This window comes from Clavibacter sp. VKM Ac-2872 (assembly GCF_015351105.1).
Lineage (GTDB): Bacteria > Actinomycetota > Actinomycetes > Actinomycetales > Microbacteriaceae > Clavibacter.
The window spans coordinates 2,077,528-2,103,517 of record NZ_JADKRR010000001.1; the positions used below are offsets into that span (position 1 = coordinate 2,077,528).

The window sequence follows — 25,990 nt, forward strand, 5'->3', positions numbered from 1 at the left end:
GCGACCGTCCCGCGGGACGCCCGGGAGGAGACCCATGGACCAGCCGACCGTCCGCTCCGTCGTGCCCGCCCGGACGCGCGACGACCTCGCCGCCCTCGGGCCGAGCGTCGCCGCGCTCGCGGGCGGATCCGGCATCTTCGCCGAGCCGCACCCGCACCTCACCGGTCTCGTCGACCTGCACGCGCTCGGCTGGGAGCCGCTCGTGGTCACGGACGCCGGGCTGGAGATCGCCGCGACGTGCACCATCGCCCGGGTGGCCGGCATCGCGCCGGGGGATGGCGGGGCAGCGCATCCCCTCTTCCTCCAGGCGTGCACGGCGCTGTTCGGGTCGACGAAGGTCTGGCGGGTGGCGACCGTGGGCGGGAACATCTGCTCGGCGCTGCCCGCGGGCCCGATGACGGCGCTCGCGTCCGCGCTCGACGCGGAGGCGCTGATCTGGCGGGCGGCGACGGCCGACGCGCCCGTGCAGGACGAGCGGATGCCGGTCGCCGAGCTCGTGACCGGCGACCGCACCACCGCGCTCCGACCGGGCGACGTGCTCCGCTCGATCCACGTGCCGGCGGCGTCGCTGCGCGCGCGGACGGCGTTCCGCAAGATCGCGCTGTCGCCCATCGGGCGGTCCGGGTCCGTGGTGATCGGCCGGCTCGACGAGGGCGGCGCGTTCACGCTCACCGTGACCGGCGCCACCCTCCGGCCCGAGCAGCTGCGCTACCCCGCGCTCCCGGCCGCCGCGGCGCTCGCCGACGACGTGCGGGGCATCGGATCCTGGTTCACCGACGCGCACGGCGCGGCCGACTGGCGCCGGGCCGTGAGCGCGCTGCTCGCGGAGGAGATCCGCGCGGAGCTGGCCGGCGATGCGGCGGGCTCGGGCGACGGGCCGGCATCCGGCGAGCGCGGCACCCCACCCGGCGCCGCGACCACGACGACGGCAGGAGCCCGCCCGTGAGCATGAACGTCGACGGCCGCGAGATCCCGGGGGAGCCGGCCCCCGGGCAGAGCCTGCGCACGTGGCTGCGGGCGCACGAGGTGTTCAGCGTCAAGAAGGGCTGCGACTCGGGCGACTGCGGGGCCTGCTCGGTGCTCCTCGACGGCGAGGCCGTGCAGTCGTGCATCCTGCCGGCGTTCCGGGCGGCCGGGCGGGAGGTCACGACGGCGGCCGGGCTCGGGACCCCGGGGGACCTGCATCCGGTGCAGGAGCGGTTCGTGGAGGCGGCCGGGTTCCAGTGCGGGTTCTGCACGCCCGGCATGGTCGTCACGGCGGCCTCCCTCGCCGAGGACGAGCTCGACGACCTCCCGCGGCTGATGAAGAGCAGCCTCTGCCGGTGCACCGGGTACCGGGCGATCGACGAGGCGATCCGCGGGGAGCACGGCGGCCCCGACCACGCGCACGCGGACGGCTGCGGCGGGCCGCGACCCGAGGGGCTGGGGCCGGTGCGGACGACGGGATCCCCGACCGCGGCCGACGACGCCCGCGCCGCCGAGCGCGCCCAGACCGGTCGCGTCGGCACGTCGCTGCACGCGCCCGCGAGCGAGCGCGTCGTCAGCGGCCTCGAGCCGTACACGCTCGACGTCCAGGTCCCGGGCCTCCTGCACGCGAGCCTGGTGCGGAGCCCGCACCCGCACGCGCGCATCCGCTCCATCGACACGACGGACGCGCTCGCGCTGCCGGGCGTGCACGCGGTCCTCACGCACCACGACTCCCCCGCCACGCTCTACTCGTCCGCGCGGCACGAGGACCGCTTCGACGATCCGGACGACAGCCGCGTGTTCGACGACGTGGTGCGGTTCCGCGGGCAGCGCGTGGCGGCGGTGATCGCCGACGACGTCGGGATCGCGGAGGCCGCCGTGCGCCTGGTGCGGGTCGAGTACGAGGTGCTCCCCGCCGTCTTCGACCCGGAGGAGGCCCGGCGGCCGGGCGCTCCCCTGGTGCACGGCGACAAGGATCCCGCCGTCTCGCGCCTCGCCGACCCGCAGCGCAACATCGTGGCGGAGATGCACGGCGAGCACGGCGACGTGGCGGCCGGCCTGGCGCGCGCCGACGCGGTCGTGACCGGCACGTGGTCCACGCAGCGTGTCGCCCACACGCACCTGGAGACGCACGCGACCGTCGGCTGGATGGAGGAGGGCCGCCTGATCCTCCGCACCAGCTCGCAGGTGCCCTTCCTCGTGCAGCGCGAGATCTGCCGGCTGTTCGAGCTCTCGCCGGATCAGGTGCGCGTGTTCACCGCGCGCGTCGGCGGCGGGTTCGGCGGCAAGCAGGAGATCCTCACCGAGGACGTCGTCACCCTCGCGGTGCTCGCCACCGGGCGCCCGGTGCAGCTGGAGTTCACGCGGTCGGACGAGTTCACGCTCTCCCCTGCGCGGCACCCGATGCGGGTGGGCGTCACCGTCGGCGCGACCTCGGACGGCGTCCTCACGGCGCTCGCCGTCGACGTGCTGAGCGACACGGGCGCGTACGGCAACCACGGGCCCGGCGTCATGTTCCACGGCTGCAACGAGTCGATCGCGCTCTACCGCTCGCCGGCCAAGCGCGTGGACGCGCAGAGCGTCTACACGAACAACCTGCCGTCCGGCGCGTTCCGCGGCTACGGCCTCGGTCAGGTGATCTTCGCCATCGAGTCCGCGCTCGACGAGCTGGCGCGGGAGCTCGGCATCTCTGGCTTCGAGATCCGGCGGCGGAACGCCGTCGTGCCGGGCGACCCGCTGATCATCACGCACGCGGAGGGCCCCGACCTCGGCTTCGGCGGCAGCTACGGGCTCGACCAGTGCCTCGACCTCGCGGAGGCGGCGCTGGCGGACGGCGGCGGGGATCCGGTGCCGGACGGCGACCGCTGGCTCGTGGGCGAGGGCATGGCCGCCGCGATGATCGCGACCATGCCGCCGCGCGGGCACTTCGCCGACGTGACCGTGGCGATGGCCGCCGACGGCGTCGTGACGGTGTCGGTGGGCACGGCCGAGTTCGGCAACGGCACGACCACCGTGCACGCCCAGCTCGCCGCGACCGCGCTCGGGACGACGCCCGACCGGATCCGCATCCGCCAGTCCGACACCGACGTCACGCGCTACGACACGGGCGCGTTCGGATCCGCGGGCACGGTCGTCGCCGGGAAGGCCGTGCACGTGGCCGCGACCGCGCTCGCCGGGACGCTGCGCGCGGCGGCCGCGGCGCGGACGGGGCTGGCCGCAGAGGCCTTCGCGCTCACGCCGGACGCGCTCGTCGCGGACTCCGTCTCCATCCCCGTCGCCGAGCTGGTGGGCCCCGACGGCCTCTCCGCCCCGGCGCACGAGGACGGCGCGCTCCGCTCCCTCGCCTTCAACGTGCACGCCTTCCGGGTGGCCGTGGATCCCGCGACCGGCGAGGTCCGCATCCTCCGCTCGGTGCAGGCCGTCGACGCCGGCACGGTGCTCAACCCCGCGCAGCTGCGGGGCCAGGTGGAGGGCGGCACGGCCCAGGCGATCGGCACGGCCCTGTTCGAGGAGGTCGTGCACGACGGCGAGGGGCGGATCCTCACCGACGTGCTGCGGAACTACCACATCCCCCAGCTCGCCGACCTGCCCGTGACCGAGGTGCTGTTCGCCGACACGCACGACGACAACGGGCCGCACGGCGCGAAGTCGATGAGCGAGGCGCCCTACAACCCGGTCGCGCCGGCGCTCGCGAACGCGGTGCGGGACGCGATCGGGATTCGCCCGCACGACCTGCCGATGTCGCGCGACCGCGTGTGGCGGCTGCTGAACGGCGGCGGTCCGCAGCCGCGGTTCGACAGCCCGACGACGCTCGGGGAGCGCGGGACGCGGGAGTAGCGGGCGCGGAGCGGTCAGCGGGAGACGGCGCGACGCCGGCGCGCGAGGACGAACGCTCGCCCGCCCACGCCGACCAGCAGCACGAGCGCACCCGCCGCGATCGAGGTCGCGGGCAGCGTCGCCACGAGCACCAGGCAGCCGACGACGCCGAGCACCTGCAGCGCCCGCGGGTACCGCCGGTCCGCGCGCTCCTGCGTGAAGGCCGCGGCGTTCGCGACCACGTAGTACAGGAGCACGCCGAAGGACGAGAAGCCGACGACGCCGCGGAGGTCCACCGTGAGCACGAGCGCCACGACCACCGCGGCGACCGCGATCTCGGCCCGCTGCGGCACCCGGTACCGCGGGTGCACGACGGCGAGCGATCGCGGCAGGTCGCCCTCGCGCGCCATCGCGAGCGACGTGCGTCCGATCCCGGCGAGCAGCGCCAGCAGCGCGCCGAGGCACGCGGCCGCCGCGCCCACGCCGACCACCGGAACCGCCCACGCCCAGCCCGCGTCGCGCACGAGGTCGGCGAGCGGCGCGGTGGATCCGGCGAGCCGCGCCTCCCCGAGCACCCCGAGGAGCGTCACGGCGACGAGCGCGTAGACGACGAGGGCGCCGCCGAGCGCGAGGAGGATCGCGCGCGGGATGGTGCGGGCGGGATCCCGCACCTCCTCCCCCATGGTCGCGATGCGCGCGTACCCCGCGAAGGCGAAGAACAGCAGCCCCGCCGACTGGAGGACGCCGTAGGGGGTGGTGTCGGCGACGTCGACGCTCGGTCCCGCGGCGGCCGGCCCGCCCGCGACGAGGCCGGCGACCAGCACGAGGGCGATCACGGCGAGGACGACCGCGATGATCACGCGGGCCAGCCGGGCCGTGCGGGTCACGCCGAGGCAGCCGACCGTGGCGAGCGCGACGACGGCGAGCGCCGCCACCGGCCGCTGCCACGCCGCGGGCACCGCGTACGCGGCGAAGGTCAACGCCATGGCGGCGCAGCTCGCGGTCTTGCCGATGACGAACGACCAGCCCGCGAGGAAGCCCGGCCACGCCCCGAGCCGCTCCCGGCCGTACAGGTAGGAGCCGCCGGAGGACGGGTAGCGGGCGGCGAGCTGCGCGGACGCGGTGGCGTTGCAGGACGCGACGACGGCCGCGATCGCGAGGCCGACGAGGAGGCCGCCGCCCGCCGCGCGGGCCGCCGCGGGCATGACGGCGAAGATCCCCGCGCCGATCATCGCGCCGAGGCCGAGCACGGTGGCGTCGAGGAGGCCGAGGCGGCGGGCGAGGCCGGGCTGCGCCGCGGCGGATGCGGATGCGGCGGTCATGCGGGCTCCCCGTGGATCGGTCCGGTAGTCGTGGTCAGCGGCGCGCCCGCGGATCCGGCGCGCGCGGCGAGCACCTCCGCGAGGATGGAGACGGCGGTCTCCTCGGGCGTCGACGCGCCGATGTCGAGGCCGATGGGCGAGCGCAGGCGCGCGAGCTCCGCGTCCGTCAGGCCCTCCTCCACGAGCAGCGCGCGGCGGCGCACGTCGGTGGTGCGGGATCCCATCGCCCCGACGAACGCGACAGGCAGGCGCAGCGCCTCCACCAGCAGCGGCACGTCGAAGCGGTCGTCGTGGGTGAGCACGCAGATCACGGTGCGGGCGTCGACCGCGGTGCGCGCGAGGTACTCGTCGGGCCACTCGGCGACGACCTCGTGGGCCGACGGGAAGCGGGCGCGGGTCGCGAAGGCGGGTCGGGCGTCGCACACCGTCACGCGGTAGCCGAGCAGCGCGGCCGCGTCGGCGAGCGCGGCGGAGAAGTCGACGGCGCCGAAGACCAGCAGCCGGGGCGGCGGGGCGGCCACGAGGTGCAGGACGCGCAGGGGCCCGTCGGCGCAGTCGACCTCCGTGGTGCCCGATCGGCCGGTGGCGAGGCGCGCCGTGAGCCCGGCGCGGATCCGCCGGGCGGGGTCGGCGCCGACGACCGCGTCCACAGCGGGATCGGGCGCGCCGGTGACCCACGTGCCGGCCGCCGGTCCGTCGAGCACGAGCGCCAGCGACGCGGCACGTCCGGTGCGGGCGTCCTCGAGGGCGGCGCGCACGGCGGCGGGCACGGGCGATCGCGTGTCGCCGGCGGGAGCGACCTCCACGACCACCACGCCGATCCGCCCGCCGCACGTGAGGCCGACCTGGAACGCGTCGTCGTCGCTGACGCCGAACGACGTGAGCGCGGGCACCCCGTCCTCGAGCACGCCCGCCGCGACCTCGACGACCGCGCCCTCGACGCAGCCGCCGGAGATGGATCCGATCACGCGGCCCCGGTCGTCGACCGCCATCGCCGTGCCCGCCGTGCGCGGGGCGCTGCCGAGCACGTCGGTGACGCACGCGACGGCGAGGCGGCGGCCGTCGGCGAGGGCGTCGAGCACCTCGGCGGCGATCTCGAGCACGGCACCTCCGGTGGAGCGCCGGCGAGCGGGCGCGGGACGGGCGGGAGGGCGACGGCCGGACGGCGCGCGATGGTATCGCCCGCGTCAAGCCTCGCACGGCCCCTGCGTAGGGTGGGACACGGATGCCGGGGGGATCCTCCCCCGGTGCCGCGCGACCATCCGACGCCGTCCGAGGGGGACCCATGGCATCGACCGCACCCGACCGCCCGCAGCCGCTGTACCGGCGGATCCGCCGCGCCTGGGCCGACGCGCCCGCGGTCGTGCAGGTGCTCGCCGTCGCCGTCCTGGTCTTCGCGTGGCTGACGGCGCTCGACCTCGATCGGCCGCCGGAGGGCCTAGGGTCGATCATCCTGCGCGGCCTCGTCGCGGTGCTCGTGGGCATCGCGAGGGTGGCTGCGCTCTGGATGCGCCGCCTCAGCTGGCCCGGGGCGCCGCGCGAGGTCGAGGTGTCGGAGGCGGCGGAGGACGGCGAGCTGCCGTCAGGGGCCGATCCGATCGCCTGGCAGGGCGCGCTCGAGCGACGGCGCCGCGAGATCCGGCTGGAGGCGTGGGCCCTGCCGCTCACGCTCGCGCTCCTCGTCGCGTTGGCGCTCCTGCCGCGCTCGCGCGCGTTCGACGCCCCCGATGCGGCGTACCTCGTGTTCCTCGCCGTCTTCGCCTCCTACACCGCGACGCTCCTCGTCTCGCGCTCCCGCCGCCGCGACGGCGTCGACGCCCTGCTCATCCCGCTGCAGGAGCAGGTGCGCGCGGACGACGCCCGACGCGCCGAGTGGGCGCCGCCCGCCCCCGACGACCGGATTCCCCCGGCTGCTGGATAATGTGCTCCGCGTCCGACGATCGGCGCCCGACCGACCCCGAGGAGCCGACCATGACATCGACGACGACGCGCATCACCCGGGGCACCACCGCATGAAGGCCCTGTCCGATCGGTTCCAGCGGGCTCCCCTGGGGATCGTCTTCCTCGTCCTCGCGCTCACGGTCTTCCTCGTCCGCACCCTGTTCGGGCCCCTCCTGCTCGACGACGCCCTGTCACCCGGCCGCACGGTCGCGACCCTCGTCAGCTCGCTGCTCATCGCCGGCGTGATGACGTTCGTCGTCGCCCGCCAGCGCCGCCGCAGCGGCGGCGCCCACACGATGGCCGAGGTGACCACCGCCGTGAGGACGCGCCAGCTCCCGCGCGACGCCGACCCCGCCGCGTGGATCCCCGCCCTCGAGTGGCGGCGCCGGCAGTTCCGCCGGTCGATGTGGCTCATGCCCGTGCTCGTCGCGGTGCTGGTCGCGATGGGCGGGGCGGCGATCGTCCTCGCCCCCGGCTCGTCCGCCGGGTGGATCATCGTGGTCGTCTTCCTCGCCCTCGGCACCGTGAGCGTGATCCAGGCGCGCCGCACGATCCCCCGCATCGACGACCTCCTGAGCCAGCTCCGCGAGCGTGACGCGTCCCGCGGATCCGCCACGGACCCCGCCGCCGCCATCCCGACGCGCCCCGCCGGCGCCTGATCCGCGCCCAACACCGTGACCGGCACCGCACGCCCCGCGCACGGCAGGCTGCGGCGCGCCCGACGCCGACTCGCCGACGCGCCCGCGGTCGTGCCCGCGATGGGCGTCGCCGTCGCCTACGCCGTGATCCGGACGTACTGGTCCGTCGTGCTCGGCCAGGATGTGAGCCCCGAGCGCATCCTGGGGACGCTCACGGTCGGCGTCGTCGTCGGCCTCATCCTCACGGGGGCCCTCTCCCTCCGGCGCCGCGGCACCCCGTCCCGGACGCGCGGGGTCGACGTCTCCGAGGCGATCGACGACGGCCGGCTCCCCGCGGACGCCGACGCGGACTCGTGGCGGTTCCTGCTGCTCCGCCGCCGCGAGGTCTACGACCAGCTCGGCGGACCGTGGGCGATGCTCGTCGCCGCGGCGCTCCTCGGCGGCGCCGTGGCCGTGGGCGTGCTCGGCGGGCCGCCCCTCGCCTGGACCCTGCCCGCGGTGATCGCCGTGGCCGTCGCCGGTCTGGCCCTCGTCCGGCGCCGTCGGGTCGCCCGCATCGACGAGCTCCTCCAGCCGCTGCTCCATGCGGACTCGCCGGGAGGCGCCGGCGCGGGACCGACCCGGCGGCCCCCGACCTGACGACGCCGAGAAGGGTCACCGCTTCCTGAGCGCCGCCGCGCCTCACGGCGTGTCGGACCTCACGCCCCGTCCCGAGGTCGACGATCGACCGGGTTCCCGATCCCGCGCGACGCGACGCCGCGCCGCAGCAGGATCCGGCCCCGCGTGATGCCCTCGGGCTCCCGCCGTCCAGCACCGCCGCGCACCAGTCGAGCGAACGGATCCCCCCGCATGAGCGAACCCCGGACCACCCATCCCGCGCCGCCCGCCACCGCCGGGCGCCGCGCCGTCCACCGCGGCCACGTCCTCCACATCACGGGCTCGCCGCTCGTGCAGGACGCCCGCCGCCACCTCGTCTCCGTCCCCGACGGCGCGCTCGCGGTCGACGACGCCGGCCGGATCGCGTGGGTCGGCCCGTTCCGCGCGCTCCCGGCCGCGTTCGCCGACGCGCCCGTGCACGGCTCCGCGTCCGACTTCCTCATCCCCGGCTTCGTCGACGCGCACGTGCACTTCCCGCAGACGTACACGACGAGCGCCCACGGCGGCGGCCAGCTCCTCGAGTGGCTCGACTCGTGCGTGTTCCCCTCCGAGGCGCGCCTCGCGGACGAGGGCTTCGCGCGCATGATCGCCGCCGACTTCACGCGCCGCCGGATCATGGCCGGCACGACGAGCGCGCTCGTCTTCGGATCCGCGTTCCCGCACGCGCAGGACGCCCTGTTCGAGGCCTCCCGCGACGCGGGGCTGCGGCTCGTCAGCGGCCGCGGGATCCAGACGGTCGGCTCCGGCCCCGCGACCCCGCTCCTCACCTCGGAGGAGGACGCGATCGCGCTGTCGTGCGCGGAGATCGACCGCTGGCACGCCGTGGACACGGGCGACGCGACGACGGCGACGCTGCAGGTCGCGATCGTCCCGCGCTTCAGCCTCTCGGTCACGCCCGCGACGCTGCGCGGCCTCGGCGAGCTGTACGACGTGGCCCGAGGCGAGGGCGTGCACTTCCACTCGCACCTCAACGAGAACGACCGGCCGGGCACGGGCGAGATCGCCGCCGTCCGCGAGGTCTTCGGCACCGACACCTACCTCGACACCTACGACGGGCTCTTCCTGCCCGGGTCGGAGCGGGGCGGATCCAGCCTCCTCGGCCGCCGCAGCGTGTTCGCGCACGCGGTGCACTGCCAGGACTCCGAGCTCGCGCGGCTCGCCGAGACGGGCAGCAGCATCGCGCACTGCCCGACGTCGCAGCAGTTCCTCGGATCCGGCACCATGCCGTGGCGGCGCACGGTCGCGTCGGGCGTGAACGTGGCGATCGGATCCGACGTCGGTGCCGGCGACGAGTGGCTCGTCTCCCGCGTGCTCAACGACGCGTTCAAGGTGCACCTGTCGGAGCCGGGCGACGCGGGCGTGGAGATCGACGCCGCCGAGCTCCTCTTCACCGGCACGCTCGCGGGCGCCCGCGCGCTCGACATGGAGGAGCGCTACGGCAACCTCGACGTGGGCAAGGACGCCGACTTCCTGACGATCACGCCCGACCGCTGGGAGCCGCTCGCCCTCACGCTCGCCCACGGCATCCGCGCGGACGACGACGAGCGCGCCACCGACCAGATCCTCTTCACCCTCCTGATGGGCCTGCGCGAGCCCGCCATCGCGGGCGTGCACGTGCAGGGGCGGCGGGTGTCGGCGGGCTGACGAGGCCCGCCAGTTCAGGTGTCTTCCCGGGCGTCCCGCTCGCGCGCATCCCTCAGCCGCAGCCGCACGCGATGCGCCACGACGAGGAGCGCCAGCCACGCGAGCGCCAGCAGCCAGCCCGCGATCGCGTCGGTGAGCCAGTGGTGGCCGAGGTAGACGCGGCTGAGGCTCACGGAGGCGGCGAACGCGATCGCGACCACGTAGGTGAGCACGCGCGTCGCCCGCCGCATCTGCCGGAGCACCAGCAGGTACGCGACGATCCCGGCGACGACGCTCGCGTTGAGGGTGTGCCCGGACGGGAACGAGGGCGACGTCTCGTAGGGCGGCACGGCGTCGGCGCGCGGCGGGCGGTCGCGGCCGACGAGCTCCTTGCCGACCTCGGTCGTGAGCAGGGATCCGGCGCCCGCGGTGATCCCGAGCACGACCGGAACCCACTGGCGCCGACGGATCGCGAGCGCGACGACGACCGCGACGCCCACGATCGGCACGGCGTAGACGCCCGCGGCCTCCGTGAAGACGGTGACGGCGGTGTCGAGCCAGGGCGAGCGGACGTCCATCGCGAGGTGCAGCGCGGGCTCGTCGAGGAGCGCGACGCTGTCGTCGTCGACGACCGCGACGTAGAGGCCCGCGAACAGGCTCGACGCGGCGGTGATGACGAGGAGGCCGAGGACCAGGAACGCGGCGAAGGTCCCGGTCGGGCCGACGCGGGTGGCGACGCCCGTCGCCGCGCGGGTGACGCGGCCGGGAGGGCGGGTCCGATCGGGGCGGCGGCGCGGCGGCAGGCGGTCGCCTGTGGAGGCGATTCCGTCGGGCATCGGGCGGTCGGACGCGGTCGCGGATCCGGCTGCGGGCGCCGCGGCGCGACGGTCGTGCACAGGGTCGCGCCGGATCAGCCGTGGACCAGGGCGGAGGACGGCACGCGGTCGCGACGGCGGACGGCGGACGCGATGAGGCCGGCGGTGCCCGCGATGAGCCCGATGACGAATGTCGCGACGCCGCCGATGACGCCCATCAGCACGATCCCGAAGGCGCCGGCGCCCCCGTCGGGCTGCTCGACGACGTCCCGCGTCGCCCACGCGGCGAGCACGGCGAGACCCAGGGCCAGGACGAGCGCGACGATCGTGCTCCCGACGAGGTACCAACCCCAGCCGGATCACCGGGCCTTGGCGACGGCGAGGACGACTGCCACGAGGATCACGAGCACCGGCACGCCGAGCGTCAGGGTGAGGGCGAGCGCGAACGCGGTGTCGGGATCCATCTATCGAGCGCGTCCCGCGCGACCGGGCACGGCGAGGGCGCGGCGGGCGCGCTCCTAGCATGGGCGGATGGCGGGATCACGGGGCGCGGACGACGACGGGCGCTCGGCGACGCGGATCGCGGGCGTGGTGCTCGCCGCCGGCGCGGGCACCAGGTTCGGCGGTCCCAAGGCGCTCGCGACGCATCCCGACGGCACGCCGTGGCTCGCGACCGCGATCCGCGCGCTCGCCGACGGCGGCTGCTCCCCCGTGCTCGTGGTGCTCGGCGCGTCCGCCGACGAGGCGGCGGCGCTGCTCGGCCCGCTTCCCGAGGCCGACCACGCGGTCGTCGTCCGCGCCGACGACTGGGCCGACGGCATGTCCGCCTCCCTCCGCGCGGCGCTCCGGGCCGCGGAGGCCCTGGATCCGCCGCCCGTCGCGCTGGCCGTCGTCCCGGTCGACGTGCCCGACCTCGACGCGTCCACGATCCGTCGGGTGGTCGACACGGCACCGGTGGATCCGTCGACGCTCCGCCAGGCCGTGTTCCGCGGCCGGCCCGGGCACCCCACCGTCCTCGGCCGCGACCACTGGCAGTCGCTCGCCGCATCCGTGCGCGGCGACGAGGGCGCGCGCCGCTACCTGGCCGCCCACGACGCCCGGCTCGTCGAGGCCGCCGACCTCAGCACGGGCGCGGACGTCGACCTACGACCCTGACGGATGGCAGTCGCAGTCGGACGGCTGCCGACCTCTCACCCTCGCGTGGCTCGGACGCTCCTCGGCAGTCAGCTCCACGCAAGAGCCACGTGGACCCTCGGGCCAGGTCCGGGCGCTTTCACCACAAGCGGAATCCACCCGGCGATCGTCCGTTCCAGCACGAGAAGAAAAACATCATGATGCACCGCGGAATTCCGTTGGCGAGGGATGACAGAAGCGCGTCCCACCGATCGCGCCGCGCTCCCTGTGCATAAGTGCAGATCTCAGTGACCGTCGTCATTACCGTTCCCCTCGAGGGCCAAGGAGGTCCGAGAATGGGGTTTCACGAATGGCATCCGCACGACTTCTCCCACGCATGGCGATCATCACGGGGATCATCGCCGCCGCATGTCTGACGCAGGCGCCCGCCGCAATGGCCGCTGATGCGGGACACGTTCCCACAGCACCGGAATCATCTCTGTCGTCGACGACGGACCACGACACCAAGGCCACGACCTCGTCGCCCGAGGTGAGCACGTCGGATGCCGCCTCGCGTTACTGCAATGAGCACTACTCGTATCTGCAGGGCGGAGACCCCTCGACCGTCAACTACATCCCGGCGTACGAGGACGCGAGCGTCGAGACGGGCCGCTGCATCCTGGAGAAGGGTACGCGAGGCGAAGGCGTTGCGACGCTCCAGGCGTCACTCAACCAGTGCTATCACCGCGGCCTGACCGAGGACGGCATCTTCGGAGCCGCGACGTACAACGCGCTGCTCGCCGTGCAGCGGCAGGTCGGCGTGACCGTCGACGGCGTATACGGCCCGAACACCGGATCCGCGATGCTGCACACCGGCAACGCCTGCCGACGCGTCCCGTCCGCCGTGTTTCGCCAGTAAAGGAACACCCTGGCGCGGGCACGTGTCCGAGAATGCGTGCCCGCGCTCTCCTATTCGATGGTCGTACCGTGTCGCCGCGTCACAGATCCGACGAACGCAGCGTCCCGACATCGCACGGATTCCCCTCGCTTTGACTACGACCTGGAGCCCCGAGACCCGCGACGAACCCGCAGGACGGGACGCACCCAGACAGACCCATCGCGTACGAGGCCCGAATCGGCGGGAACATCACGGCACGGTCGGCTCCGTCGCTCACCTGCCATCCGCTCCGTCGCCGTCACTGCTGCCGCGCTGGTGGCGGTCGCCGCTATCGGCGCCGAGTCGATCGCGGCCATCGCCGGCTCGCCCATGAACAGCGCCGTCACCGGACGACGGCGCGGGGGCGAAGTCGGGCGATCTCGCGCGATCAGAAGGCACTGTCTGCGTGAGTCGACGAATCCCGCGCCATCGACCCGAGGGCGAGTCTGCCCGTGGAGGCCGGATTCCACCAGAAACCGACCTCTTGCGGAGTTTCTCCATTTCGACATTCAAGAAATAATTGCACGACGGAGAGAGGTCCTCCAGGAGCGAGAAAGAGGACCCGGTTCCCGAGGACCACGCGCCCGCTCCTGTGCACAGAAATCAATCCGGAGAGCCGGCAGCATTACGGTTCAGCCGAGGACCAAGGAGGTCCGAGAATGAGGTTCTGCACATGACATCCGTATCGTTTCTCCCACGCCTTGCGATCATCACCGGAATCATCGCAGCCGCCTGCCTGACGCAGGCGCCGGCCGCCATGGCGGTGGGCGCGGACCAGGCTCCTGCGGCAGCACCTGCTGCATCCGGGTCGACGTCGACGAGCCAGACGATGATCAGCACCGGCACCCCGCCTGACGTGAGGACGTCGGATGCCGCCTCGCGCTACTGCAACGAGCACTACTCCTATTACAACAACTCGGCCGGCGAACGCGTCAACTACTTCCCGGCCTACGAGGACGTGAGCATCGAGACCGGCCGCTGCACCCTGGAGAAAGGTACGCGAGGCGAAGGCGTGGCGACCCTGCAGGCGTCACTCAACCAGTGCTACCACCGCGGCCTGACGGAGGACGGCATCTTCGGAGCCGCGACGTACAACGCACTCCTCGCCGTACAGCGGCAGATCGGCGTCACCGTCGACGGCGTCTACGGCCCGAACACCGGATCCGCGATGCTGCACACCGGCGACACGTGCCGCCGCGTGCCGGCCGATGTAATTCGCCAGTAAGGAAATAAGGGTGGGCGGGGGCAGGGCCAAGAGCGCGCGCCCGCCCTCCCGTATTCACCGGATTCACCGCATGTACCATGTCGGCGCGGCAGGTATCCCCCACCCGTCCCGTCTCGACGTCGAGGGGTTCCTCCCGCTCTGCCGACCGCGATTTGGAGATCCGTGAACATCGACGACCACGCACGATCGAACTCCTCCGCTGAGACCCCTCGCCGCGCGCGCCAGGGACCAGGGGGCATCGCCCGACACGGTCGGCTTCGTCGCCCGAGCGCGATCCGATCCGTCCTCCTCACGATCTCCGCCATGGGCGCGGTAGCCGCCGTCAGTGCGGGGTCGATCGCGGCCATCGCGGCATGGGAGCTCAGCAACACCGTCGCCGCGAACTCCGTCGACATCTCGGACGGCGCCGCGCTCCCGCCAGCGCTCGGCGGCCTCGACGGCGGCGCCGACATCCTCCTCGTCGGCAGCGACAGCCGCGACGGACAGGGGGACGGGTTCGGTGACCCGAAGGTCGTGGGGACGGGTCGACTCAACGACGCGACCGTCCTGGTGCACATCAGCGCGGATCACACGCGGGCGACCGCCATCTCCTTCCCGCGCGACATGCTCGTCGACATCCCGTCGTGCAAGAGCGAGGACGGCAAGTCGGACGTCCCAGGAGCGACCCACGTGATGCTGAACACGGCGCTCAGCCGCGGCGGGCTGGGCTGCGTCGTCCGCACCATCAAGAGCATCACCGGGATCGACATCCCCTACGCCGGTGTCGTGCAGTTCAAGGGCGTCGAAGCGGTGTCCGACGCCGTGGGCGGAGTCCCCGTGTGCCTGGCCAAGCCCATCAAGGACAAGTACACGAGCCTCGACCTGCCGGCCGGCATCAACGTCATCCACGGCCACGAGGCCGCCGAGTTCCTACGGACCCGCCATGGCGTCGGCGATGCGAGCGACATCGATCGCATCAGCAACCAGCAGGTGTTCCTCGGAGCCCTCGTCCGCACGGTGACGAGCAGCGGCACCTTGACGAACCCGGCGAAGGTCTACGAGATCGCCCGCGCGGTCGTGGAGAACATGAGCCTCTCGACGTCGATGGACAGCCCGGCGGCCATCGCCTCCATCGCCCTCACCGTCAAGGACATCCCCGCGGATCGCTTCACGTTCGTGCAGTACCCGAGCATCCGACGCGACGACGGTCGCGTCGACCCGGACACGCAGGCCGGGAAGGATCTCATCGGCGTGGTGTCCTCCGACTCCGACTTCAGCCTCGCGCCCGGCTCCATCGGCGGCGGCGTGCAGGCGCCGACGTCCACCCCGGCGCCGTCCGCGGATCCGTCCGCCGGCACCGCGAGCCCGGCCCCCGACGCCGGCACGGTGCTCCCGAAGGACGTGACCGGCCAGACCGCGGCCGAGGAGACGTGCGCGCACGGCTGACGGACCCTCCTCAGCGCGCGAGCGCCTCCTCCAGCGCGTGCCACGCGAGCAGCGCGCACGTGCCGCGGAGCGGGTAGCGGCCGGAGTCCGCGAGGGCGAAGGCGTCACCGAGGCGGTCCTCGGCGCCGGGCCGCAGCTCGTAGGAGCGGATCAGCGCACGCAGCTCGACGACGAGCGCCTGCGCCTCCGCGGCCGTCCGCCCCTCGACGAGCTCGGCGAGCATCGACGCGGAGGCTTGCGAGACCGTGCAGCCGCGCCCGTGCCAGCGGACGACGATCGGCTCGGCGGGATCCACGGCCGCGCCCGCGTCGACGGCCGGGTGCGCGGGATCCGCGGCGAGCACCCGCAGGTCGACCACGTCGCCGCACGTCGCGTTCCGCTGCTCGGACGCGCCGAGCACGACGCCCGCCGACGGGGTGGCGGCGTCCGGCTCTGCGACGAACCGGCCGGGTGCCGACGCCGCCCGCAGCGCCGCGTCGCTCCCGATGCGGCGCCGGGCGTGGTCCGCGATGAGCGCCGAGGCGATCTGCCGGTCCAGCGTCATCGTCCGACCGCGTAGCCCTGCGCCCCGCGCGGGTTGGCCGCGGCACCGAGCAGGCCGGTGGCGGGATCCCGCGTCACGGCCGAGAGGCGCCCGAGCGTCCAGTCGCCGACGACCTCGACCACGTGCCCGCGGGCCCGCAGGTCGGCGATGACGTCGTCGCCCACGCGGCCCTCGACGACGAGGCCGCCGGGCGTCCAGGTGCGCGGCCAGAACGATCCGGGGACGCTCGTGGTGTGGAACGTGGGCGCGTCGACGGCCTGCTGCGGCGAGAACCCGCCGACGATCGTGCGCAGCAGGTACGGCAGCTGCCACTGGTCCTGCTGGTCGCCGCCGGGCGAGCCGAGCGCCTCCACCGGCTCGCCGTCGCGCGTGATCAGCGTGGGCGTCAGGGTCGTGCGCGGCCGGCGCCCGGGCACGAGCGACGACGGGCCGCCGGGCTCGAGCCACGTCATCTGCAGGCGCGTGCCGAGGCAGAAGCCGAGCGACGGGATGAACGGCGACGACTGGAGCCAGCCGCCGGACGGCGTGGCGGAGATCATGTTGCCGAAGCGGTCGACGATGTCGAGGTGACAGGTGTCGCCGCGGGTCTCGCCCGTGCGGGAGACGGTCGGCTCGCCCGTGCCGCCGGCGGACGCGGGCGCGTCGCCCTCGACGACGAGCGGCGGGAGGAACGGCTCGACGCCGTCGACGCGGCCGGGACGCAGCTCGTGCGACGCCGCGTCCGTGATGAGCGCGCGCCGCTCGGCAGCGTACTCCGCGCTCAGCAGCACGTCGAGGGGCGCGCCGCCCGGCACGGCGTCGCCGTAGTACGCCTCGCGGTCGGCGAGCGCGAGCTTCTGCGCCTCGATGATGCGGTGGATCCCCGCGGCCGTCGCCGGGTCGATCTCCTCGTCCGGGAACCCGTCGAGGATCATCAGCGCCTGCAGCAGCGCCGGGCCCTGTCCCCAGGCGCCGGTCTTCCAGATCCGCAGCCCGCGGAACTCGACCGACACCGCGTCCTCCCACGAGGCGCGCGAGCCGGCGAGGTCCGCGGCGGTGAGGAGCCCGGAGTGGTCGGCCCCCGTGGAGTGCCGGTGCGGATCCTGCACGCTCGCCACCATCTCCTCCGCGACGAAGCCCTCGGCCCACACGGTGCGGGCGGCCTCGATGCGGGCCTCGCGCGTCGCGTGCGGGCCGGCCGCGGACGACGCCTCGGCGAGGATCCGCTCCATCGCCGCCGCCCACGCCGGGTTCCGCACGAGCGACCCCGCGACGGGCGCGTCGCCGTCCGGCATCCAGAACGCGGCCGACGCGGACCAGTGGTCGCGGAAGAGGTCGCCGACGCCCGCGATGGTGCGGCGCACGCTCTCGAGCACGGGGTGCCCGTCGCGCGCGTACCCGATGGCGAAAGCCCACGCGTCGGCGAGCTCCCACGTGCCGTGGTCGCGGAGCAGCAGCAACCACGCGTCGACCGCGGCGGGCACGGCCGCGGCGAGCGCACCCGCGCCGGGCACGCGATCGAGGCCCTCGGCGCGGAAGCGCTCGGGGGTCGCGGCGGCGGGCGCGGATCCCTGCCCCATGAGCAGCTTCGGCGCCTCCTCCCCCGCGACGTGGACGACGGCGGTCATGTCGCCGCCCGGCCCGTTGAGGTGCGGCTCCACGACGTGCAGCACGAACGCGCTCGCGACCGCGGCGTCGAAGGCGTTGCCGCCGCGCTCCAGCACGGCCTGGCCGGTGCCGGAGGCGAGCCAGTGCGTGGAGGCGCTCATGCCGAACGTGCCGCGGAGCGTGGGGCGGGTGGTGAATGCGTCGGGCGCGCGGAATGTCACAGGGGGTCCTTCCGGTGGGGATGCCCCAGTCGACCACACCCGTTCCACCCGGGGCGGGAATGCGCGCGGCCCTGCGGCCGTTCACCGTTCGACCCGGGAGGCCCATGACTGACACCACTGGCGTCGGATTCCGATCCGAGCGCGGACCCATCCTCATCGCCCTGATGATGACGACGGGCCTCGTGGCCATCGACTCGACCATCCTCGCCACGGCCGTGCCGTCCATCGTGGACGACCTCGGCGGCTTCGCCTCGTTCCCGTGGCTGTTCTCCATCTACCTGCTCGCGCAGGCGGTGTCGGTGCCGCTCTACGCGAAGCTCAGCGACACGGTGGGACGGAAGCCGATCATCCTCATCGGCATCGGCCTGTTCCTCGTGGGATCCGTGCTGTGCGGGGTCGCGTGGAGCATGCCCGCGCTCATCGCGGCGCGTGCGATCCAGGGCCTCGGCGCCGGCGCGGTCGCGCCCATGGCGATCACGATCGCGGGCGACATCTACACGGTCGCCGAGCGCGCGAAGACGCAGGGCTACCTCGCGAGCGTGTGGGCCGTCTCGAGCGTGGTCGGCCCGACGCTCGGCGGCGTGTTCTCCGAGTTCACGACCTGGCGGTGGATCTTCTTCGTCAACGTGCCGCTGTGCCTCCTCGCCGGGTGGATGATCGTCCGCCGCTTCCACGAGTCCATCGAGCGCACGAAGCACCGCGTCGACTACGCCGGCGCCGCGCTCCTCACGGTGGGCCTCAGCCTGCTGATCCTCGCGGTGCTCGAGGGCGGCCAGGCCTGGGCGTGGGACTCCGTGCCGAGCATCGGCGCGTTCGCGGTCGGCGCCGTGCTGATCGTCGCGTTCCTGCTGGTGGAGCGCCGCGCGGCCGAGCCCGTGCTCCCGCTCTGGGTGTTCTCGCGGCGCCTGCTGCTCACGACCACCCTGGTCTCGCTCGGCGTCGGCGCGATCCTCATCGGGCTCACCTCCTACGTGCCCACCTACCTCGAGGGGTCGCTGCGCGTCACGCCGCTCGTCTCCGGCCTCGCGCTCGCGGCCCTCACGATCGGCTGGCCGATCTCGGCGTCGCTCTCCGGCCGCCTGTACCTCCGCATCGGGTTCCGCCGCACCGTGCTCATCGGCATGGCGCTCACGATCGTCGGCACCGGATCCATCGCGGCGCTCGCCGGCACGCCCACGCTCGCCGGGATCGCGGCCGGCTGCTTCGTGGTGGGCCTCGGCCTCGGCCTCGTCGCGACGCCCAGCCTCATCGGCGCGCAGTCGAGCGTCGGCTGGGGCGAGCGCGGCGTCGTCACGGGCGCGAACCTCTTCGCCCGGTCGATCGGCAGCGCCGTGGGCGTCGCCGTCTTCGGGGCGATCGCCAACGCGATCTTCGCGGCGTCGGCCGGCGGGCAGAAGGATCCGGACGCCGTGATCGCCGCGTCCGGCGCCGTCTTCCTCGCGGTCGGCGTGTGCGCCCTGGCCACCGTGGTCGCGGGCCTGCTGATGCCGGAGTCGCGCGTCGAGGACACCGAGATCGCGCGCGCGGCGCCCGTCGTCGACTGACCCGACGGACCGCCCGCCGGATTCGCGGGAATGCCGACCCCGCCCCTACAGTTGACCCAGATGCATACGTTCGCATAGATAGGGAAGCAGGGCAGCATGGCGCAGGAGATCGAGCTCGGACTGGACACGTTCGGCGACGTCACGGTCGGACCGGACGGCCACGAGCTGCCCTACGCCGAGGTGATCCGCAACGTCGTCGCCGAGGGCGTGCTGGCCGACCAGGTCGGCATCGACTTCATCGGCCTCGGCGAGCACCACCGCGACGACTACGCGATCTCCGCCCCCGAGGTCGCGCTCGCCGCCATCGCCGCGAAGACCGACCGCATCCGCCTGGGATCCGCCGTCACCGTCCTCAGCTCGGACGACCCGGTGCGCGTGTTCCAGCGCTTCGCGACGCTCGACGCCGTGTCGGACGGCCGCGCGGAGGTCATCCTCGGCCGCGGATCCTTCACCGAGTCGTTCCCGCTGTTCGGCTACGAGCTGAGCGACTACGAGCGCCTCTTCGAGGAGAAGCTGGGCCTCTTCGCCGAGCTCGTGAAGGAGACGCCGGTCACCTGGAGCGGGTCGACGCGCGCCGGCCTCACCGACCACGACGTGTTCCCGAAGACGGCGAAGGGCCTCACGACCTGGGTCGGCGTGGGAGGAAGCCCCGAGTCGGTCGTGCGCGCCGCGCGCCACGGCTTCCCGCTCATGCTCGCGATCATCGGCGGCGAGCCGCACCGCTTCGCGCCCTACGCCGACCTGTTCGCGCGCGCCCTCGACCAGCTCGAGCAGCCGCGCCTGCCCGTCGGGATCCACTCGCCCGGCTACGTGGGCGCGACCGACGCCGAGGCGCGCGAGGCGTTCTTCCCCGACTACCAGGTGATGCACGCCCGCATCGGCAAGGACCGCGGCTGGCCGCCGCTCGCCCGCGCGTCCTACGAGCAGGAGATCGAGCACGGCTCGCTCTACGTCGGATCCCCCGAGACCGTCGCCCGCAAGATCGCCGCGACGCTGAAGGCCGTGGGCGCCACGCGCTTCGACCTCAAGTACAGCGCGGGCCCGTTCTCGCACGAGCGCATGATGGGCGGGATCGAGCGCTACGGCACGATCGTCGCGCCCATGGTGCGCGACATCCTGGCCTGATCCGGCCGCCGCGGCGCCCCCGTCACCCCCGTCGCGGTGGAGGGGGCGCCCGTGCACGGGATATCCTGCGATCGTCCTCATTCCGGGGGCGTCGCGACGGACGGGACGGGCTGCGATGACCGGCGCACCGCCCCCCGACGCCGAACCGGGTCGCGACGACGCCGCCGACGCGCACGACACCCGGGGAGCGCTCTCCGCACCGGGTTGGCGGGCGCTCTCGGCCGGGCCGCTCGCGTCGCTCCGGTCGGCCACCGTGGGGCTCCTCCAGTACCGCGTGCTCTACCGCGAGATGCGGCGCGCCACCTTCCCGCGCGACTCCCCCACGGGCTCGCTGCCGGGGCCGGATCCCTACGGCCTGGCCGTCGTGGGCGAGGGCACCGCGGTCGGCTACCAGACCGTGTCGCACGACCTCGGCGTCGCCGGCCAGGTGGCGCACAAGCTCGCCGTCCGCACCGGCCGCGGCGTCTTCTGGTCGGTGCAGTCCTTCCCCGACTTCACCGTCCGCTCCTGGCGCGCGGGCCTCGACGCGTTCCCGGCCTGGGCGAGCACCGACGTGGCCGTCGTGGCGCTCGGCATCGGCGACGCGATCCGCTTCACCCCGACGCCGCTGTGGGAGTCGCTCCTCGACGCGTGCATCACGAGCATGCAGGCCCGCATGCCGGAGGGCGCGCTCGTGCTCGTGACGGAGGTGCCGCCGCTCGAGATCTCCCCCGTGACGCCGCCGCTCATCGCGGGTGCCGTGGGACGCCACGCCGACGCGTTGAACCGCAGCACCCGCCGGGTCGTCGCGCGGCACGACCGCGCCGAGAGCGTGCCGTTCCCGGCCTGGCGGATCCCCGAGTTCACGGCGCCGAACCCCGAGGACACCCTGTACGGCCGCGTCTACCGGGCGTGGGCGGAGATGCTGGTGGAGCGGATCGTGCCGTCGTGAGCGAGCCCGCCACGAGCGACCGCGCCACGATCGCGGACGGCTACGCGGCCGCGGACATCCGCGCCGCCGAGGCCCCGCTGCTGGCGGCCGGGGCGCAGCTCATGCGCGTCGCGGCCGCGGGGCTCGCGCGCGTCTGCCGCGCCGAGGTGCCCGCCGGGGCCGTGCTCGTGCTGGTCGGGGCGGGCAACAACGGCGGCGACGCCCTGCTCGCCGCGGCCGAGCTCGCCCGGGACGGACGCGAGGTGCGGGTGATCCGCACGGCGTCGCGGATCCACGAGGCCGGTGCCGCACGGGTGGCCGCTGCGGGCGTGCCGATCACGACGTCCGAGGAGCTCGACGACGCAGGCGTGGCGGCGCTCGGCCGGGCCTCCGCGCTCGTCGTCGACGGGATCCTCGGCATCGGCACCACCGCGAGCCCCGCCCTCCGCGGCGAGGCGCGCCGGGTGGTGTCCGCGCTCCTGCCCGTCGTCCGCGCCGCCGACGGCCCCGTCGTCGTGGCGTGCGACATCCCGAGCGGCGTCGGCTGCGACGACGGCCGGGTGCCGGATCCGACCGTGCTGCCGGCCGACGTCACGGTCACGTTCGGCGCGGGAAAGCCCGGTCTCCTGCGGGGACCGGGCCGCGCGCTCGGCGGCCGCGTGGAGCTGGTCGACGTGGGCCTCGACCTCTCCGGGACGACGCCGCGGGTGCGCGCCGCACCCTGACGACGCGCCCGGGCTGTCCCGTGTCCCCGATAGCGCCGACTTCACCCCACGCTCCCCCTGCGGAAGAGTCGAGGCAGGCCATCCGGCCCGTCGAAGGGGGACGACACCATGCACGATCACGCCATCACGCACCTCGCTCCAGGCGGAGGGCCGGCATGACCGGCCCGCTCGCCCTCGCCATCGCCAACGCCGCCGTCATGGCGGTCGTCGCCCTCGCGGGGGCGCGCACCCCGCGGTGGCTCCGCGGATCGTCGTGGCTGCTGCTCGCGGTCTCGCTGGGGGTGCTCGCGCTGCACCTCCTCGGGGACGCGTGGGACATCCCGACGAACCTGCTCGCCATCACGTTCCTGATCTCCACCTGCCTCAACGCGAGCGCCCTGGCGCCGCTCGTGATGCAGCGGCTGCTCGCCCGGCCGCGCTCCCGGGGCCGCGTCGCGGGCACCGAGTAGCCGCATCCGCCGCCGACCGGCGGCCCGCAGACGGATGGCCGCATCGCCCGAGGGCGGTGCGGCCATCCGTCGTCAGGGGCCCGGTGGATCAGGCGGGCGTCACGTCGATGAGCACCTTGCCGGTCACGCCGTCCTCGACCGCGCGGTGGGCGTCGGCCGTGTCCTCGAGCGCGAAGCGGGTGAGGGGCAGGCCCGCCTCCTCGCCCACCGGCAGCGCGCCGTCGATGAGGGCGAGGTGGATGTCCGCGCGGGCGGCGTCGAGCGCCTCCCGGCCCACCGTGTAGAGCAGCAGGAACTGGTAGCGCAGGTTCTTCACGAAGCTGTCGACCACGGGCAGGGTGACGGTGTCGCCGCCGTTGTTCGCGTAGACGGCGACCGACGCGCGGTTCTTCGCGACCGCCTGGTTGAGCTCCGCGTTCTGCGCGGGGGCGACCTCGACGATCAGGTCGACGCCGTCCGGCGCGATGGTCTGGATCTCCGCGACCGCGTCGCCGTGCTTGTAGTCCACGACGTGGTGCGCGCCGGCGGCCGTCGCGAGGGCGGCCTTCTCGGGCGAGCTGACCGTGGTGATCACGGTCGCGCCGGCCCAGCGCGCGAGCTGGATGGCCGCGTGGCCGACCGCGCCCGCGCCGCCCGCGACGAGCACGTGCGTGCCGGCGAGGGCGCCGGGCGCGAGGCGCGACGGGCCGTCCTCGGAGACGGTGAGGGCGCGGTGGGCGGTGACGGCGGGCACGCCGAGGCTCGCGCCGAGGTCGAAGGAGAGGCCGTCGGGCAGGGGCGCGACGCGGTCGACGGGGAGGACGGTCTTCTCCTGCGCGGTGCCGGTGGGGCGGCCGTGGGCGGCCAGCATGATCCAGACCCGGTCGCCGACGGCGAGGTCGGTGACGTCCGGGCCGACGGCGTCGACGATCCCCGCGCCGTCCTGGTTCGGGACGACCTCGGGGAACGGGAGCTCCTGACCGGGCGCCCCGCCGTCGCGGGACTTCCAGTCGGTCGGGTTCACGCCGGAGACGACGACGCGGACGCGCACCTCGCCGGATCCGGGGGCGGCCTCGTCGCGGTCGACGGGCTGCAGGACATCGGGGGCACCCGTGCGGGTGTAGGTGATCGCTCTCATGCTGGGCCCAACGCCCGGCGACCGTACGGTGTTCCTGCCGCTCAGCCGCCGAGCGTGTCGTGCGTGAACCGGCCGCCGAGCAGGGTCGCGGACACCCGCATCGCGCGGAGGTCGTCGGCGGAGGTGGAGCCCGCGAGCGGATCCGCGTCGACGACCGCGAGGTCGGCCCGCTCCCCCGCCGCCACGCGCGTGCGCACGGAGGCGTCGAGCGCGGCCGCGCGGTCGATGGCCTGCTCGGGGTGCCATGGTTCCCGGCCGTCGCGCGACCGGCCGACGGCGGCGCTCATGGTGGCCCACGGGTCCAGCGGGGCGACGGGCGCGTCCGAGCCGAGCGCGAGGCGCGTGCCCGCGGCGCGCAGGTCGGCGAGCGCGAAGGCACGGGCCGTGCGCCCGGCCCAGTAGACGTCGGCGATGTCGCGGTCGTCCATGGCGTGCTCGGGCTGCACGCTCGCGACCACGCCGAGCGCGGCGAAGCGCGCCACGTCCTCGTGCGTCAGCAGCTGGGCGTGCTCGATGGATCCGGCCGTGCCGTCGGCGTCGCGGTGCGCGCCGCCGAGCACGCGGTCGAGGTGCGCGAACGCGTCGAGCGCGAGCCGGTTGGCGTGGTCGCCGATGGCGTGGATCGCGGGCCGCAGCCCCTGCCGGGCGGCGCGCTCCATGAGCCCGCGCAGCTCCTCGGGCGGGACCGAGAGCTGGCCGCACGCGCCGCCGTGCGCGTCGCCGCCCTGGCCGTCGAGGTCGGGGTACGGGTCGAAGCAGTACGCGGTGCGGGTGTTGAGGGATCCGTCGGTGACGACCTTGGCCGGCCCCACCCGCACGAGGCCCCCCGTGCCCTCGAGCGGGTCGCCGGTGCGGAGGCCCGCGTCGCGCGCCCGGTCGAGGTCCTGCGGCCAGATGCCGGCCTCCACGCGGAGCGCGTCGTGGCCGAGGGCGGCGAGGCGGCGCCAGCGGTCGGCGTTCCAGTCGATCTCGAGGTCGACGATGCCGACCACGCCGCGGCGGGCGGCCTCACGGGCGACCTGCACGGCCTGCGTGTCGAGCGACGACGCGTCGCCCTCCTCCACGCGGTACATGAAGTCGAAGCAGTCGTCCTCGCGCAGGAGGCCGGTGGGGTGATCCCCGTAGCCGTGCGGCGCGAGCGCGGCCGAGCTCGCCCAGCAGCAGTGCAGGTCGCCGCTGACGAGGAGCACCGGGATGTCGCCCGCGACGGCGTCGAGCAGGTCCTTCGTCGGCAGGTCGGGCCAGAGGCCGTCGCGGAAGCCGTAGCCGACGAGCGCCTCGGGGGCGCCGGCGCGCGTGACGGGGCCGGATCCGGCGGACGCCGCGCGGGCGGCCAGCGCGTCGCGCACGAGGTCGACGGCCTCCGCGGCGGACGACGCACGCGAGACGTCGAGGCGGCGCGCCACCTTCGTCCACTGCGTGAAGTGCACGTGGTTGTCCCAGAGGCCCGGGATCACGAACCGGCCGTCGAGCGCGCGGGTCTCGACGCCCGACGCGTCCGCGGATCCGGCCGGCCCGACGGACGCGATGACGCCGTCGCGCACGAGCACGTCGACGGGCGCGTCGGATCCGGGCAGGCGGCCGCCCGCGAGGAGCAGGCCGCTCACGCGTCGGCCCCGGTGGATCCGCCCGCGGCCCGGTCCCTGGCGCGCCGCATCTCCGCGGCGAGCGCCTCGTTCGGGTACTCCGCGCCGTGCTCGAGCTCGTGCAGCACGCGCTCCACGACGTGCGGGGGCTTGTTCTGGCTGAGCTTCGCCTTGGCGACGAACCGCGTGGCGACGAGCCGGAGGCCGACGGTGCCGGCGCTGATCCGGGCCGCGTAGGCCGCGTCCTCGAGCGTGCCGTCCATGCGGCGCGGCTCGGGCATGCGGTCCTCGAAGCGATCGACCAGCTGGCCGAGGACCCGCAGGTTCTCCTCGGCCGAGAGGATCTCGACGCGGCAGGTCAGGTGCGCGCTGATGTGGTTCCAGGTGGGGACGGCCGGGTCGGCGTCGTACCAGCCGGGCGACACGTAGCCGTGCGGGCCCTGGACGATGACGAGCACCTCGCCGTCCGCGTCGTCGCGCTGGCCGAGCTCGTGGATCCGCTCGTCGGGGCGGCCGACGTGCGTGAGGAGCGTGAGGTCGTCGCGCGCGGGATCCAGCAGCACCGGGTAGTGCGAGGCGACCAGCCCGGCGCCCGTGCCGCTGACGATCGTGCCCCACGGGTTCTCGTCCACGAGGCGGCGGATCTCGGCGACGTCCTCGAGCGCGAAGGACGGGTTCTCCCTCACCGGGCGGCCCGCCGCGG

Annotated in this window: 24 protein-coding genes; 15 read left to right on the plus strand and 9 right to left on the minus strand. The window is 74.6% G+C overall.

Features of this window, described 5'->3' with window-relative positions; translation table 11 throughout:
* Positions 1–34 precede the first annotated feature (34 nt).
* A complete protein-coding gene (locus tag ITJ40_RS09795; protein ID WP_194666814.1) occupies positions 35–946 on the plus strand; it encodes an FAD binding domain-containing protein in 912 nt (303 codons plus the stop codon).
* A complete protein-coding gene (locus ITJ40_RS09800; protein WP_194666815.1) occupies positions 943–3,804 on the plus strand; it encodes a molybdopterin cofactor-binding domain-containing protein in 2,862 nt (953 codons plus the stop codon). The genes ITJ40_RS09795 and ITJ40_RS09800 overlap by 4 nt, the downstream gene beginning before the upstream one ends.
* 14 nt (positions 3,805–3,818) lie before the next feature.
* Here ITJ40_RS09800 and ITJ40_RS09805 read toward each other — a convergent pair whose 3' ends face one another.
* Entirely contained in the window at positions 3,819–5,105 is a 1,287-nt protein-coding gene (locus ITJ40_RS09805) for an APC family permease (protein WP_194666816.1), read from the minus strand.
* The gene (locus tag ITJ40_RS17440; RefSeq protein ID WP_194666817.1) at positions 5,102–6,208 is read right to left on the minus strand and encodes an XdhC/CoxI family protein; all 1,107 of its coding nucleotides are present in this window, start codon (positions 6,206–6,208) and stop codon (positions 5,102–5,104) included. The genes ITJ40_RS09805 and ITJ40_RS17440 overlap by 4 nt, the downstream gene beginning before the upstream one ends.
* Before the next feature lie 182 nt (positions 6,209–6,390).
* Here ITJ40_RS17440 and ITJ40_RS09815 point away from each other — a divergent pair, with 182 nt between their 5' ends.
* The 4 genes from ITJ40_RS09815 to ITJ40_RS09830 all read left to right on the plus strand — a co-directional run bounded on the left by ITJ40_RS09815 (position 6,391) and on the right by ITJ40_RS09830 (position 9,985).
* Positions 6,391–7,026 carry a hypothetical protein gene (locus ITJ40_RS09815; protein ID WP_194666818.1) on the plus strand — a complete coding sequence of 212 codons (636 nt, stop codon included), beginning with the start codon at positions 6,391–6,393 and terminating at the stop codon, positions 7,024–7,026.
* A 91-nt stretch (positions 7,027–7,117) separates the two neighbouring features.
* Positions 7,118–7,705 (plus strand): hypothetical protein, encoded by a 588-nt coding sequence (locus tag ITJ40_RS09820; RefSeq protein ID WP_194666819.1) that lies wholly within the window; start codon positions 7,118–7,120, stop codon positions 7,703–7,705.
* 15 nt (positions 7,706–7,720) lie between these two features.
* Positions 7,721–8,323, plus strand: a complete 603-nt coding sequence (locus ITJ40_RS09825) for a hypothetical protein (protein WP_194666820.1) — start codon at positions 7,721–7,723, stop codon at positions 8,321–8,323.
* 210 nt (positions 8,324–8,533) lie between these two features.
* The gene (locus ITJ40_RS09830; protein ID WP_194666821.1) at positions 8,534–9,985 is read left to right on the plus strand and encodes an amidohydrolase family protein; all 1,452 of its coding nucleotides are present in this window, start codon (positions 8,534–8,536) and stop codon (positions 9,983–9,985) included.
* A gap of 14 nt (positions 9,986–9,999) precedes the next feature.
* Here the strand turns inward: ITJ40_RS09830 and ITJ40_RS09835 are convergent, their stop codons facing one another.
* Both ITJ40_RS09835 and ITJ40_RS17060 read right to left on the minus strand, forming a co-directional pair.
* The gene (locus tag ITJ40_RS09835; protein ID WP_194666822.1) at positions 10,000–10,800 is read right to left on the minus strand and encodes a phosphatase PAP2 family protein; all 801 of its coding nucleotides are present in this window, start codon (positions 10,798–10,800) and stop codon (positions 10,000–10,002) included.
* A 74-nt stretch (positions 10,801–10,874) separates the two neighbouring features.
* Positions 10,875–11,072, minus strand: a complete 198-nt coding sequence (locus tag ITJ40_RS17060; protein WP_228511903.1) for a hypothetical protein — start codon at positions 11,070–11,072, stop codon at positions 10,875–10,877.
* Between the two features lie 238 nt (positions 11,073–11,310).
* On the opposite strand from ITJ40_RS17060, the gene ITJ40_RS09845 reads away from it, so the two are divergent.
* From ITJ40_RS09845 to ITJ40_RS09860, 4 genes are all read left to right on the plus strand, one after another.
* Entirely contained in the window at positions 11,311–11,934 is a 624-nt protein-coding gene (locus ITJ40_RS09845; protein WP_194666823.1) for an NTP transferase domain-containing protein, read from the plus strand.
* Between the two features lie 355 nt (positions 11,935–12,289).
* A complete protein-coding gene (locus ITJ40_RS09850; protein ID WP_194666824.1) occupies positions 12,290–12,811 on the plus strand; it encodes a peptidoglycan-binding protein in 522 nt (173 codons plus the stop codon).
* 691 nt (positions 12,812–13,502) lie between these two features.
* Entirely contained in the window at positions 13,503–14,054 is a 552-nt protein-coding gene (locus ITJ40_RS09855) for a peptidoglycan-binding protein (RefSeq protein WP_194666825.1), read from the plus strand.
* A 303-nt stretch (positions 14,055–14,357) separates the two neighbouring features.
* Entirely contained in the window at positions 14,358–15,479 is a 1,122-nt protein-coding gene (locus tag ITJ40_RS09860; RefSeq protein WP_194666826.1) for an LCP family protein, read from the plus strand.
* Positions 15,480–15,489: 10 nt separating this feature from the next.
* On the opposite strand, the gene ITJ40_RS09865 is transcribed toward ITJ40_RS09860, so the two are convergent.
* Both ITJ40_RS09865 and ITJ40_RS09870 read right to left on the minus strand, forming a co-directional pair.
* Positions 15,490–16,023 (minus strand): iron-sulfur cluster assembly scaffold protein, encoded by a 534-nt coding sequence (locus ITJ40_RS09865; protein WP_194666827.1) that lies wholly within the window; start codon positions 16,021–16,023, stop codon positions 15,490–15,492.
* A complete protein-coding gene (locus ITJ40_RS09870; protein WP_194666828.1) occupies positions 16,020–17,831 on the minus strand; it encodes a gamma-glutamyltransferase in 1,812 nt (603 codons plus the stop codon). The genes ITJ40_RS09865 and ITJ40_RS09870 overlap by 4 nt, the downstream gene beginning before the upstream one ends.
* 104 nt (positions 17,832–17,935) lie before the next feature.
* Between ITJ40_RS09870 and ITJ40_RS09875 the strand changes: the two genes are divergently transcribed.
* The 5 genes from ITJ40_RS09875 (at position 17,936) to ITJ40_RS09895 (ending at position 22,584) form a co-directional block, all read left to right on the plus strand.
* Positions 17,936–19,375, plus strand: a complete 1,440-nt coding sequence (locus ITJ40_RS09875) for an MFS transporter (protein WP_194666829.1) — start codon at positions 17,936–17,938, stop codon at positions 19,373–19,375.
* Between the two features lie 96 nt (positions 19,376–19,471).
* Entirely contained in the window at positions 19,472–20,500 is a 1,029-nt protein-coding gene (locus tag ITJ40_RS09880) for an LLM class flavin-dependent oxidoreductase (protein WP_194666830.1), read from the plus strand.
* A gap of 115 nt (positions 20,501–20,615) precedes the next feature.
* Positions 20,616–21,431 carry an esterase gene (locus ITJ40_RS09885; protein ID WP_194666831.1) on the plus strand — a complete coding sequence of 272 codons (816 nt, stop codon included), beginning with the start codon at positions 20,616–20,618 and terminating at the stop codon, positions 21,429–21,431.
* Entirely contained in the window at positions 21,428–22,135 is a 708-nt protein-coding gene (locus tag ITJ40_RS09890; protein ID WP_194666832.1) for an NAD(P)H-hydrate epimerase, read from the plus strand. The genes ITJ40_RS09885 and ITJ40_RS09890 overlap by 4 nt, the downstream gene beginning before the upstream one ends.
* A 155-nt stretch (positions 22,136–22,290) precedes the next feature.
* Positions 22,291–22,584, plus strand: a complete 294-nt coding sequence (locus tag ITJ40_RS09895) for a hypothetical protein (RefSeq protein ID WP_194636341.1) — start codon at positions 22,291–22,293, stop codon at positions 22,582–22,584.
* 88 nt (positions 22,585–22,672) lie between these two features.
* Here the strand turns inward: ITJ40_RS09895 and ITJ40_RS09900 are convergent, their stop codons facing one another.
* Genes ITJ40_RS09900 through ITJ40_RS09910 form a run of 3 tightly spaced genes read right to left on the minus strand, consistent with a single transcriptional unit; the run spans position 22,673 to position 25,973 of the window.
* Positions 22,673–23,701: an NADPH:quinone reductase gene (locus ITJ40_RS09900; RefSeq protein ID WP_194666833.1), complete on the minus strand. Its 1,029-nt coding sequence runs from the start codon at positions 23,699–23,701 to the stop codon at positions 22,673–22,675.
* A gap of 41 nt (positions 23,702–23,742) precedes the next feature.
* Positions 23,743–25,308, minus strand: coding sequence for an amidohydrolase (locus ITJ40_RS09905; RefSeq protein ID WP_194666834.1), 1,566 nt, complete (start codon positions 25,306–25,308; stop codon positions 23,743–23,745).
* Positions 25,305–25,973 carry an FMN-binding negative transcriptional regulator gene (locus tag ITJ40_RS09910; RefSeq protein WP_194666835.1) on the minus strand — a complete coding sequence of 223 codons (669 nt, stop codon included), beginning with the start codon at positions 25,971–25,973 and terminating at the stop codon, positions 25,305–25,307. Before ITJ40_RS09910 ends, ITJ40_RS09905 begins: the two co-directional genes overlap by 4 nt.
* Between the last annotated feature and the right edge of the window lie 17 nt (positions 25,974–25,990).

Excerpts from the sequence above, each read along its gene's own strand:
- ITJ40_RS09795 (WP_194666814.1), top strand. The coding sequence starts at position 35 with ATGGACCAGCCGACCGTCCGCTCCGTCGTGCCCGCCCGGACGCGCGAC.
- ITJ40_RS09805 (WP_194666816.1), bottom strand. The coding sequence starts at position 5,105 with ATGACCGCCGCATCCGCATCCGCCGCGGCGCAGCCCGGCCTCGCCCGC.
- ITJ40_RS09815 (WP_194666818.1), top strand. The coding sequence starts at position 6,391 with ATGGCATCGACCGCACCCGACCGCCCGCAGCCGCTGTACCGGCGGATC.
- ITJ40_RS09820 (WP_194666819.1), top strand. The coding sequence starts at position 7,118 with ATGAAGGCCCTGTCCGATCGGTTCCAGCGGGCTCCCCTGGGGATCGTC.
- ITJ40_RS09830 (WP_194666821.1), top strand. The coding sequence starts at position 8,534 with ATGAGCGAACCCCGGACCACCCATCCCGCGCCGCCCGCCACCGCCGGG.
- ITJ40_RS09835 (WP_194666822.1), bottom strand. The coding sequence starts at position 10,800 with ATGCCCGACGGAATCGCCTCCACAGGCGACCGCCTGCCGCCGCGCCGC.
- ITJ40_RS09845 (WP_194666823.1), top strand. The coding sequence starts at position 11,311 with ATGGCGGGATCACGGGGCGCGGACGACGACGGGCGCTCGGCGACGCGG.
- ITJ40_RS09850 (WP_194666824.1), top strand. The coding sequence starts at position 12,290 with ATGGCGATCATCACGGGGATCATCGCCGCCGCATGTCTGACGCAGGCG.
- ITJ40_RS09855 (WP_194666825.1), top strand. The coding sequence starts at position 13,503 with ATGACATCCGTATCGTTTCTCCCACGCCTTGCGATCATCACCGGAATC.
- ITJ40_RS09860 (WP_194666826.1), top strand. The coding sequence starts at position 14,358 with ATGGGCGCGGTAGCCGCCGTCAGTGCGGGGTCGATCGCGGCCATCGCG.
- ITJ40_RS09865 (WP_194666827.1), bottom strand. The coding sequence starts at position 16,023 with ATGACGCTGGACCGGCAGATCGCCTCGGCGCTCATCGCGGACCACGCC.
- ITJ40_RS09875 (WP_194666829.1), top strand. The coding sequence starts at position 17,936 with ATGACTGACACCACTGGCGTCGGATTCCGATCCGAGCGCGGACCCATC.
- ITJ40_RS09880 (WP_194666830.1), top strand. The coding sequence starts at position 19,472 with ATGGCGCAGGAGATCGAGCTCGGACTGGACACGTTCGGCGACGTCACG.
- ITJ40_RS09885 (WP_194666831.1), top strand. The coding sequence starts at position 20,616 with ATGACCGGCGCACCGCCCCCCGACGCCGAACCGGGTCGCGACGACGCC.
- ITJ40_RS09895 (WP_194636341.1), top strand. The coding sequence starts at position 22,291 with ATGACCGGCCCGCTCGCCCTCGCCATCGCCAACGCCGCCGTCATGGCG.
- ITJ40_RS09900 (WP_194666833.1), bottom strand. The coding sequence starts at position 23,701 with ATGAGAGCGATCACCTACACCCGCACGGGTGCCCCCGATGTCCTGCAG.